General features: G+C 28.8%; 10 protein-coding genes. 5 read left to right on the top strand and 5 right to left on the bottom strand.

All coding sequences use genetic code 11. The features are described 5' to 3' along the window. Positions 1 to 420: 420 nt before the first annotated feature. Positions 421 to 1,824 (bottom strand): N-acetylglucosamine-specific PTS transporter subunit IIBC, encoded by a 1,404-nt coding sequence (gene nagE / locus KIB46_RS15340; RefSeq protein ID WP_291673015.1) that lies wholly within the window; start codon positions 1,822 to 1,824, stop codon positions 421 to 423. Between the two features lie 432 nt (positions 1,825 to 2,256). On the opposite strand from nagE, the gene KIB46_RS15335 reads away from it, so the two are divergent. Further along, entirely contained in the window at positions 2,257 to 2,763 is a 507-nt protein-coding gene (locus tag KIB46_RS15335; RefSeq protein WP_156561540.1) for a PTS glucose transporter subunit IIA, read from the top strand. 41 nt (positions 2,764 to 2,804) lie between these two features. Here the strand turns inward: KIB46_RS15335 and KIB46_RS15330 are convergent, their stop codons facing one another. The 3 genes from KIB46_RS15330 to KIB46_RS15320 form a co-directional block, all read right to left on the bottom strand. Then, complete coding sequence (locus KIB46_RS15330; RefSeq protein WP_156561541.1) at positions 2,805 to 4,454, bottom strand: PTS transporter subunit EIIC; 1,650 nt, start codon at positions 4,452 to 4,454, stop codon at positions 2,805 to 2,807. Between the two features lie 259 nt (positions 4,455 to 4,713). Then, complete coding sequence (locus KIB46_RS15325) at positions 4,714 to 5,559, bottom strand: PRD domain-containing protein (protein WP_156561542.1); 846 nt, start codon at positions 5,557 to 5,559, stop codon at positions 4,714 to 4,716. Positions 5,560 to 5,562: 3 nt separating this feature from the next. Beyond that, on the bottom strand, positions 5,563 to 6,498 hold the full coding sequence (locus KIB46_RS15320; RefSeq protein WP_156561543.1) for a GNAT family protein: 936 nt from the start codon (positions 6,496 to 6,498) through the stop codon (positions 5,563 to 5,565). A 163-nt stretch (positions 6,499 to 6,661) separates the two neighbouring features. Between KIB46_RS15320 and KIB46_RS15315 the strand changes: the two genes are divergently transcribed. After that, a complete protein-coding gene (locus KIB46_RS15315; protein ID WP_363290428.1) occupies positions 6,662 to 7,321 on the top strand; it encodes a DUF4230 domain-containing protein in 660 nt (219 codons plus the stop codon). A gap of 128 nt (positions 7,322 to 7,449) precedes the next feature. On the opposite strand, the gene KIB46_RS15310 is transcribed toward KIB46_RS15315, so the two are convergent. Further along, positions 7,450 to 8,208, bottom strand: coding sequence for a tRNA threonylcarbamoyladenosine dehydratase (locus KIB46_RS15310; RefSeq protein WP_291673011.1), 759 nt, complete (start codon positions 8,206 to 8,208; stop codon positions 7,450 to 7,452). Between the two features lie 146 nt (positions 8,209 to 8,354). Here KIB46_RS15310 and KIB46_RS15305 point away from each other — a divergent pair, with 146 nt between their 5' ends. From KIB46_RS15305 to KIB46_RS15295, 3 genes are read left to right on the top strand one after another with little or no spacing between them, the layout of a single operon-like run. Continuing rightward, positions 8,355 to 9,224, top strand: a complete 870-nt coding sequence (locus tag KIB46_RS15305; protein ID WP_156561395.1) for a type II CAAX endopeptidase family protein — start codon at positions 8,355 to 8,357, stop codon at positions 9,222 to 9,224. Positions 9,225 to 9,281: 57 nt separating this feature from the next. Continuing rightward, the gene (locus KIB46_RS15300; RefSeq protein WP_156561396.1) at positions 9,282 to 9,977 is read left to right on the top strand and encodes a 5'-methylthioadenosine/adenosylhomocysteine nucleosidase; all 696 of its coding nucleotides are present in this window, start codon (positions 9,282 to 9,284) and stop codon (positions 9,975 to 9,977) included. 58 nt (positions 9,978 to 10,035) lie between these two features. Then, positions 10,036 to 11,145: a metallophosphoesterase gene (locus KIB46_RS15295; protein ID WP_291673009.1), complete on the top strand. Its 1,110-nt coding sequence runs from the start codon at positions 10,036 to 10,038 to the stop codon at positions 11,143 to 11,145. Positions 11,146 to 11,241: the final 96 nt, after the last annotated feature.

Raw genomic sequence — 11,241 nt, 5'->3', positions numbered from 1 at the left:
TTGATTTCTCAAGTTTACTCGTAAAAAGAATTGCTGGTTTTTAACTTTATATTCTGTTCAATTTTCAAAGACCAATTTGTGTGTCGCACTCAAGCGACTACTTTATCTTATCACTCAACTCGAATCTTGTCAACAACTTTTTTTATTTTTTTAATTTACTTGTTGTCCACATTTACTTGATTCCTGCCTTGCGACGAGATTTATCTTACCACAATATTCGACATTACACGACATGAAATTTCTTATTTTCTTAAATTAAACTTTATATAACTTCATATATCTATCATTATCTTTATTATTCATATGTAGATACACCAGGATTAGTGTAGTAATTTAACTTTCATTTTTATACGATTATAAACAAAAGAGACGTAGAATTAATCATCTCTACGTCCCTTTTATATGAAATAACTTCTAACACTACATTAATTGTTTTATATTCGTTACTAGTGGATCTGCTAATGTACCTACTACTATTTGATAGTTAGTTTCATCTAACTTCATAATTCCACTAGCACCTAAACTCTTAAGTTTCTTTTCATCAATTAATCCACCATTTACAACAGTTAATCTTATTCTAGTTATACACGCATCTATACTTTCTATATTAGATGAACCACCTATTGCTTCTAATATTCCTTCAGCCTTTTTAGCTATTCCTGATGACTTTTCTTCTTCTCCATTATCACCAACAACATCTTCATCATCTTCTCTACCTGGAGTCTTTAAGTTAAACTTCTTAATTACTAAATAGAACACTACAAAGTAAATTGCTGCAAATATTAAACCTACCCCTATAGCTAAAATTGGTTTTGTTGATATACCAAATCCAAGTAAGTAATCTGTTAAACCTGCCGAGAATCCAAATCCTAATTTAATACCTAAAATACTTGCAACTGCTAATGCTATACCAGTCATTAATGCATGGAATACATATAATACTGGAGCTAAAAACATGAATGTAAACTCGATTGGTTCTGTTATACCTGTTAAGAATGCTGTTAAAGCAATACTTAAGAACATACCAGTTACAGCTTTTCTCTTAGATTTCTTAGCTGCTAATATCATAGCGAAACATGCTGCTGGTAATGCAAACATCATTATAAAGAAGAAACCACTCATGTAAGTACCTGCAGTAGGGTCTCCAGCAAAGAATCTAGCTATATCCCCTTGTGCTATAGTACCATCTGCCTTTGGATATGAACCAAATTGGAACCAGAATATTGAGTTAAATACATGGTGTAAACCAAATGGAAGTAATAATCTGTTTAATAAACCAAATACAAAAGCACCTATTGCTCCTGCTGCTGCCATTTCGTTACCAAATGTATCTAAGGCACCTTGAATCGATGGCCATACAAATCCAGCACCAACACCTAGTATTAAACAAGAAACTGAAGTTATAATAGGAACAAATCTCTTACCACCAAAGAATCCCAGGAATTCTGGAAGCTGAATATCATTAAACTTATTATATAAGTATCCAGTTAATATACCTACTATAATACCTGCTAGAACTCCCATATTAATACTGCTATCAAAGGAAGTCGCTACATTAGTAATTGTGAAATACCCAACAACTGCTGCAAGACCTGCAGTACCATTGTTTTGTTTTGCTAAACCTATCGCTATACCAACTGCAAAAATAATTGCTAAATTATCAAAAATTGCTGCACCTGCACCTGCCATCCACGGAAGGTCAAGAACATCCGCTGCACCAAGTCTATTTAGTATTGCCGCTGCTGGCATTACTGCTACTGGTGTCATCATTGCTTTTCCTAGCTTTTGAAACATTCCTAGGACTTTGTTGTTTCCTTTTGACATATAAAATCCTCCTTTTTAATAAACATTTCAGATTAACTTGGCTAAATAATAAAAGTATAATTTCTGTTTTGAGGCAACAAAAAAAGCCGAAAAGAAATAGAACTTTACTTCCATTCTTTCCGGCTAATGCCCATATTGGTAACACGCCAAATTGTAATCCGTTATTTATTTCTAACTTTATTTTATTATAAAAACCTTTACACGTCAATATGAAATTGAAATTAATTTAACACAAAATTATTGACACTTACTTTTACCAAATATATAATGAGATTAAACGTGTTACTGTTAGATCAGGCATAAGTTTTCATGTAAAACTTATGCCTTTTTTATATGTATATATTAGTCGATATACTCTAAAACTAAGACGAGTTATAGAAATATCTAGTTAAGAAAGGATGTGAGTCTTCCTGTTATATTCAGGAGGTAATTATGTTTGGATTTTTAAAAAAGAAAAAAAATGAACAATCTGTAGAAAACAATTTTAGATTAGTATCAGCTGTAGCTGGTAAATCAATTCCACTATCTGAGGTTCCAGATCCAGTATTCGCACAAAAAATGGCTGGAGACGGTATTGCTATTGATACTACTGGTGATACTATAGTTGCTCCTGCTGATGGAGAATTAACTTTAGTATTCAAAACAAAACATGCTTTTGCATTAACATTAGAAAATGGGGTTGAGCTTTTAGTACATATAGGAATAGAAACTGTAGGGCTAGAAGGTGAAGGTTTCGAACAATTAGTTGAACAAGGAACAAAGGTTAAAGCTGGAACTCCAATAATCAAGATTGATAGAGAATTAATAAAGAGTAAAGGATTATCATTAATTACTCCAATATTAATAACAAATCCTGATATATTAGGAACAATAACACCAGTTGAAAATATAGATACTGTTGCTGGAGAAACAACAGTTATAGAATATACAGTTAAATAATAAAAGCGAAGGAATCATCCTTCGCTTTTATTATTTATATATTAGCTTATTCCTAATATCTTATTTATTTCGTTCTTATATCTATCAGCTTTAACTCCAAATATTGCTTGAATTCCATTACCTACTTCTACAACACCTGTTGCACCTAAAGCTTTTATTCTGTCTTTATCTACTTTTGACTTATCTTTAACTTCTATTCTAAGTCTTGTAATACATGCATCAACACTTACTATATTTTCTTCTCCACCAAATGCTTCTAATACTAATGGTGCATTTTCTTCTATTTCACCCTTAGCTCCTTTTGATGCTTGGTAGTCAGCTTTTGTAAATAACTTAGTTTCTTCTTCATTTTCATCTCTACCAGGAGTTTTTAAATTAAACTTCTTTATCATAAATGAGAATAAGAAATAGTAAACTACTGCATATACTAATCCAACAACTATAACCATAAACCACTTAGTTGGAACTCCTGCACCTGCTGGAAGTAATCCAAATAAACTAAAGTCTATTAAACCACCCGAGAAAGTCATACCTATAAATACATTAAATACATCCATCAGCATGAATGATAAACCTGCAAGTAAACAGTGAACTCCATATAAAACTGGTGCTACGAATAAGAATGTAAACTCTAAAGGTTCAGTAATACCTGTTAACAATGAAGTAACTGCTGCTGCTAATAATAATGATCCAACAGTTTTCTTCTTACTTGGTGCTGCACATCTATACATTGCAAATGCTGCTGCTGGTAAACCAAACATCATGAATGGGAATTTACCTGCCATGAATCTTGTAGTACCACTAACAACATTAGCCATAGTATCTGCAGATGCACCAACTAAATCTGTCATGCTTGATAATTGAGCAAAGTATGCTGTATTTGCTCCTGCAACTGTTTGCCATGCTCCATCTACTAAAATATGACCTTCAACAAATGAACCAAACCAGAATGGTGTATAGAATACGTGATGTAATCCAAATGGAATTAACGCTCTTTCTATTATTCCATATAGTAATGTTCCTATTGAACCTGCATCTCTAACTACATTTGCAATTACTGCTATACCATCTTGAACAACAGGCCATGCAAAAGCAAGTACTGCACCTACTAAAGCCATAACAACAGAAGTTATTATTGGTACAAATCTTGAACCAGAGAAGAAACCTATAACTTGTGGTAATTGAATTTCATGGAACTTATCATGTAATAACGCAGTAATAATACCCGTAATAATACCTCCGAATACTGACATGTTTAATGTAAATATTCCTAGGTTAGTTGTAACATAAGTTCCGTACTCTCCTACATTATCTGGAGTAAGAACTCCTAATTGAGTAGTACCTAAAGCAAGTAATGTTGATATAACTTGATTCATTACTATGAATCCAAATACAGAAGCTAACGCAGCAGTTCCTTTATCTTTCTTAGCTAAACCTACTGCTACTCCCACAGCAAATAAAATTGGTAAGTTACCAAATACGATATCACCTATATTCTTCATAACTGTTAATATTGCAGTTACTGCTGGTATATTAACAAATGAAATTAATGGTTCATATACTGCTGGTGGATTACTTAATCCTGAGATACCTAATAATGCACCACCAACTCCTAGTAGTATACCTGCAATAGGTAATGCTGCTATTGGAAGCATTATAGCTTTACCTATTCTTTGTAAATATTTAAGCATTTCTAATTCCTCCTAAAATACTAATAATAAGTTCTAGTGGTAAGGTAAATTTATTTAAGCTGGCCAGCTAAAGGCAATTTAGGCAATAAAAAAAGACTCAATTATAGCATTTCTAAATCTACTTATAATTATTCCTAATAAGTAAACTAAAATACTTCTATCAAGTCTTGCCTGCATTACCAGTTACACCTTACTTTATTTAATTTATAAATTAATAATATCATAACAAAAAACTCATGTGAAGTTTTTTTTATAATTATTATCTAATTGACATTCTAAATCTTTCTATATGAATTGTTAAAAATGTCACTTCATCTTCCATTACTTTTATACCCAATTCATCCTCTATAATTTCAGCCACTTCTTCTGCTATAGAAAATGACTCTTTATAACTTGACTTAATAATTTTTGTAAGCTCATTGTTTATATTTATATTTTCCATAATTCTTTGAATAGCAAATTTAATATGGGTTAAGAATCTAGCATAATCTAGTGATTTCCTATCTATTTCTATATTTAACCTATCTTCAACATGTTCTACTATGGTACTTCCTAAATAACTATTTTTTAATGTATTTGATATCTTTCCATTATTTATTGCTGAATGTATATGAAGTGCTATAAATGCAATTTCACCATCAGGTATATCTACATTACAATATGCTCCCACCTTTTTAGCAACCATATCTGCTAACATATATTCCTTAGAATATAGTGTTTCTATCTCAACTAAAAATGGATTTTCAATCTCTTCATTATTTTTTAATCTTTTTATTGCAAAATAAAGGTGATCAATTAATCCTATATGAATACTTTCATTTAGTTCTTGATTTATTTTTTCCGATATTTCATATATAGCCTCTTCACATACAACAAAGAAGTCATTATCTACTTTTTCTATCATAGTATTAAGATTTTCAATATTATCACTATCTGCAATAGTAAATATTTTATCTACTTTTATTCCTTTTGGTATAACATATCCAGGTTTCTTACCAAATCCTATTCCCTTAGCAAATAAGATTTTTTCTTTATCCTCTGAATTTACTAATATTATGTTATTGTTAAATATCTTAGTTACTATTTCATCATTATTTAAAATCAACCTTTAATCACCCCTTACTTTATAATAGGTAATATGATCTTTCCATCCACCATTTATATACAAATACTTTTTATTTATTCCTAACTCTTTAAAGCCACAACCAATTAATACGTGCTTTGAAGGTTCATTATCAACTAAGGCTGAAGCCTCTACTCTATGAATATCTAAATCCTGAAATGCATAATTAACAACTAAGTTAACAGCTTCCTTCATATATCCTTTGCCTTGTTCATCCTTATCAATAGAATATCCAAGTATTCCACTTTTAAAAATTCCATATACTATATTAGACAATTTAAGCTTTCCTATTAGATAATCATCTTTAAATATACCTAAGTCTACTGCTGTTCCATTTAAAAATTGTCTATAACTATCACTCAATATATTTTTTTGTACTTCATAAGTATAAAAACTGTTATCCCTTACAGGCTCAAATGGTTCTAGATGTTTTTTATTTCTTATATAATAATCCAACAGATTTTGTGCATGCTCTGGAGTTAATAACTTAATATTAAAATCTTTACCTTCTATATTCACTAAACTTATTCTGTTTCCATAATTATAATCACTTCTATTTATCCCCATAGATAATTCACTAAAATAATTTCCTTGTGAATATATATTTTCATTAAATATCCCTTCTAGAACGAACCCTAAATCTAAGAAAGGACTTACAGGAATAAGTTCAGAAATAAAGATATTAATTTTATTTACTCGTATTTCATTAAATACAGCTTTTAATACTAACTTTAAAGTTTCAGTTAGCAAATCTTGATCATTAACTCTATAAAATTTAAACTTAATATCACATTTTCTATTCTCTTCATCTAAATCCGTAATTATAAATCTACCAATATTTATTTTATCCTTATCTTTTATAATATACTCATTAGAATTACTAGGACTTTTTAAAATGCTTACTCCCAATGTCTGTGGCATAAAGTCATCTCCTAAAACATCATATATAATAACCTATTATATATTATAGTTTAAAATCTTTACAATACAAGAAGCGCACTGTTATGAAATTAATCAATTTAACATATATTTATAGTCTTCCTCATATATTTAATTAAAATTAATTATATAAGGAGGTTTTCCCATAAAGTTATTAAAAAAGAATAAACAAAAAAACTCTTTATTAATTCCTTGTATACTTATTTTTTTAGGTATCTTTATTGGATATACTATTTTTATAATTCCTTCAAAATCGAAAAAGCAATGGACACTTCCGGATGCATCAGGTACAGGAGTTAAATATCTAACAGAGGAGAGCATTATAAATAATATAAATGAAACTAATCTATTAATTCCCTTAGAGCTTGAGCTATCAGAGACAATTACTGTTGATGATAGTTGGGGAGACTTTAGTATATTTAAAAAATATAAAGAGATAACTTATTTTGCTGATTGTTCTTATATGATTGATTTATCTCAAATTTCCTCTTCCGATTTAAAAATGAATTCTTCTACTAGAGATGTAGAGCTTGATATCTCATCCCCCACAGTATACTCAATAAATATAAATCACGACAAAACAATTTATGAGGAAGCTGTGACAGGATTACTTAGATTTGGAGATATAGAATTAAATGCAGAAGAGTATGGTGTAATAGAAAGAGAAGTAAAGAAACGATTCACCAACAAAATGAATTCTAAAGATTTATATGATAAAGCTTGCTCTTCTAGCAACATAGCTTTAGATAAATTTTTAAAAACTATTCTTGGAGAAGACATTAAAACAACGTTTATATATAAATAAAATAGACCTATATTCATATATTGATATATTGGTATATTTATATGTTTTTATATTTATATAAATATAAGTTCTTCATATTAACAAAGAGCGCTGTAAAGTTTATGAACCTTACAACAGCTCTTTTACTTTTACATAGACAATATATCCTTAACAACTTCTCCAGCTATTATCATACCCGCAACAGGCGGAACAAATGACATACTTCCTGGTATTTGTCTTTTTGCTGCACACTTTTTAGTTGATTCACCAGTACAAACACATCCAGTTTTACATGTCACTACATCTTCTGTTTTTGGTTTTGTTGGTATTTCTTCAGAATAAACAACCTTAAGTTTCTTTACTCCTCTTCTCTTTAATTCATACCTCATAACTTTAGCTAATGGACATACCTTAGTCTTATATATATCAGTTACCTTAAATTGAGTTGGATCAAATTTATTTCCTGTGCCCATTGAACTCATAATTCTTATTCCTTTAGCAGAACAATATTCAGCTAAGGCAATCTTTGCTGATACTGTATCAATTGCGTCAACTACATAATCAACATCATCTGGAATTAATTCCGGAATATTTTCTTTAGTTACAAATACTTGATGAGTTATCACCTCACACTTTCTGTTTATAGAAAGAATTCTTTCTTTCATAACTTCAACTTTAACTTTACTTATAGTTTTATAAGTAGCGTGTATTTGTCTATTTAGGTTTGTAAGACATACAGTATCATCATCAACTAATATTAAAGTTCCTACTCCAGCTCTTGTTAATGCTTCTACAGTATAACTTCCTACTCCTCCTACTCCAAATATCATTACTTTGCTATTTCTTAATTTATCTAAACCATCTTTTCCAATTAATAATTCTGTTCTAGATAAAGGATGTTGCAACATTCCTAATCTCTCCTTACTATTAAAGATTTTATTAATTTATTTTATTTTATATCTTACATTATTACAACCCTATTATCTCTTTATTTATTGTTATAAATCCCAGTTATTGTATATAATTAAAATATAAGTTTATAGGGGGGAATTCTATGAGAAATTTAATGCAAAATATTTTCAGTCCTTTAAAAAATATAGAAAACGAAAATATAGAATTTGATATTGGATTTTGGAAAAGTATGGGCGTAATTTTATTGTGGCTATTTGTTGATGCTATTATTATGGTTTTGATATATGCCTTATGTTTTCAATCTAAATCAGAAGCTACAATTATTTCTATCTTTGCAATAGTAAGATTATTTACCTTACCCATTGAAATACTTATACTTAATAAAATATTTGGAAAAAGAACAAATGAACTAAATACATTTAAAAAAGTTAATAAAAAAACAATTTTCCATATTACATTATTACTTATAGTTTTTAGACTATTATTTGACGCTTTTATTTTGCCAATGATGCTTAGAATACCTGAAAATGATACTCTTATACAAGCTGAGCAAACTTTAAATAGTTCTCTTATTTATGCCATATTATCTGTCTGTATAATAGCACCCATAATAGAAGAAGTTATTTTTAGGGGAATAATATTAAATGGTATGCTTAAAAGATATAATCCTTCTACAGCTATTATTATATCTTCCTTATTATTTGCTTTTGCACATGGTAACTTCCATCAGGGAGTAAATGCATTTTTACTAGCATTAATAATTGGTTATATATATTGTAAGACACATTCTTTATACTTAGCTATTTACTGCCACTTCTTTAATAACATTACTCCACTTTTCTTTTTAATTCCTTTAACTGTTGGCGGAATAGCTTTTAATATAGTAATTTCCTGTTTAATAAGTATTCCTGTACTTATTTATTTGAAAAAACATATGCATCTTAATTATGAAAGACGTTTTATCAGGATAATACCAATAGATGAAAATTTATATTCCAATGACGAAACGTAATATGTTAAACTATAAATATTATTTTATGAATAAAACACTTTTAGGAGGATAAATAGAATGACTTTAGGAATAATCGCTGCAATGAGTGAAGAATTAGAAATATTATTAAAAGATATGCAACTTGATTCTTCAACCACAAAAGCTGGAATGACTTTTAACAAAGGTAAACTTTGGAATAATGACGTAATTGCTGTAGTTTGTGGAATTGGAAAGGTAAACGCAGCTGTATGTACACAAATATTAGTATCTGAATTTAATGTAGATAAGGTTATAAATGTTGGTGTTGCTGGTGGTATAGGAAAAGATATATATCCTGGTGATGTAGTTATAGCTACTAACTTAGTTGAACATGATATGGATACTACTGCATTTGGAGACCCACATGGTCAAGTTCCTAGAATGGATACTTTCGACTTTAAATGTGATTCTTCTTTAATAGAATTAGCAAATAAGGCATGTGAAAAGGTTGGAGGTTTCAATACTTTTACAGGTAGAATAGTATCTGGAGATGTATTTGTTGCTGATGTAGAAAAAATTAAGTGGCTAGAAAAGGAATTTAATGCTTTATCTTGCGAGATGGAAGGTGCAAGTATTGCTCATGTTTGCTACTTAAACAACATTCCTGTTGTAGTTATTAGATCAATATCTGATAATGCTAATAATGGAGCTCATATGGACTTTGAAAAGTTCACTCCAATAGCAGTTAAAAACTCCACTTCAATATTAAAAGAAATGTTACTTTCTTTTAATTAATAATATTATACCTACTAGCTATTTTAGTTAGTAGGTATCTTTATAGGAGATGATAAAATTGATTTTAGGTATTATTGTCTTTATATTTGTATATGGATTAATTAATTATCTTATTGGTAAAAGAATATATAAGTCAATTAATAATAGGATAAATATAAATTCCAAATTATTTATTATTATATTTGTCTTATTAAGTTCTTCCTTTATTCTTTATGAGCTTATCAAAAATTATGTTCCAACACTTATAAATAAAATCTTATATTTTATTGGATCATATTATCTAGCTTTTCTTTTTTACATAATTTTATTATTTATAATATCCTTTATTATTTATAGAATATTTAAAAATAAAAACTTAAATTTAGACTTATATTTTTATTCTATACTTCTATCATTAATATTGGTATGTATAGGTACATATTTTAGTCACTCAATTTCCATTAAAAATTATGATATAAAAATAGATAAAGCTTTAAAAGATGATGTTAACATAGTGCTTGTTTCTGATATACATTTAGGTGAAGTTATTGAAAATAACAGATTAAATACTTTGGTTGAAAAAATCAATTCATTAAATGGTGATATAATCCTAATTGCAGGAGATTTAGTAGATAGTGATTTAAACCCTGTTAAAGAAAAAGATATGCTAGATTCATTAAAAAATATAAAAAGTAAATATGGAACATATCTATCCCTTGGAAATCATGATTTCTATACTGGTGAAGCAGAGGAATTAGAAAATATGCTTTCCAAAGTAAATGTGAATGTGCTAAGAGATGAAATAACTTTAATTAATGATTCTTTCTACTTAATTGGCAGAGATGATACTACTGTAAAAAGATATAACGGAGAAAGAGACTCTTTAAATGTTATTAAAAATTCAATAAATAATTTTAATGCTGATAAACCTGTTATAGTTATAGATCACAACCCCCAATATTTAGACGAATCAATAAATAATAACATTGATTTACAGGTATCTGGTCATACACATAAAGGTCAGATTTCTCCTATTAATTTAATAACTGATATATTATTTGATATTGATTATGGATTAGGAAAATTCCAAAACACTTCCGTTGTAGTTACTTCTGGCTTTGGAACATGGGGACCTCCTATAAGAATAGGTAGTTCTTCTGAAATAGTAATGATTAAACTACATAATTAAAGGAGCTGTCGCATTAGCGGAATAAAATCCGTTAGCGACAGCTCCTTTTTTCCTATTTTACGAATAACCTTTAGATATTATTTGTACTTAAACACA

Source organism: Clostridium sp. (assembly GCF_018372875.1).
Taxonomy (GTDB): domain Bacteria; phylum Bacillota; class Clostridia; order Clostridiales; family Clostridiaceae; genus Clostridium.
This window is presented reverse-complemented; position numbering and strand designations above follow the sequence as displayed.

Excerpts from the sequence above, each read along its gene's own strand:
- KIB46_RS15305 (WP_156561395.1), top strand. The coding sequence starts at position 8,355 with ATGAGAAATTTAATGCAAAATATTTTCAGTCCTTTAAAAAATATAGAA.
- KIB46_RS15300 (WP_156561396.1), top strand. The coding sequence starts at position 9,282 with ATGACTTTAGGAATAATCGCTGCAATGAGTGAAGAATTAGAAATATTA.
- KIB46_RS15310 (WP_291673011.1), bottom strand. The coding sequence starts at position 8,208 with ATGTTGCAACATCCTTTATCTAGAACAGAATTATTAATTGGAAAAGAT.
- nagE (WP_291673015.1), bottom strand. The coding sequence starts at position 1,824 with ATGTCAAAAGGAAACAACAAAGTCCTAGGAATGTTTCAAAAGCTAGGA.
- KIB46_RS15335 (WP_156561540.1), top strand. The coding sequence starts at position 2,257 with ATGTTTGGATTTTTAAAAAAGAAAAAAAATGAACAATCTGTAGAAAAC.
- KIB46_RS15330 (WP_156561541.1), bottom strand. The coding sequence starts at position 4,454 with ATGCTTAAATATTTACAAAGAATAGGTAAAGCTATAATGCTTCCAATA.
- KIB46_RS15320 (WP_156561543.1), bottom strand. The coding sequence starts at position 6,498 with ATGCCACAGACATTGGGAGTAAGCATTTTAAAAAGTCCTAGTAATTCT.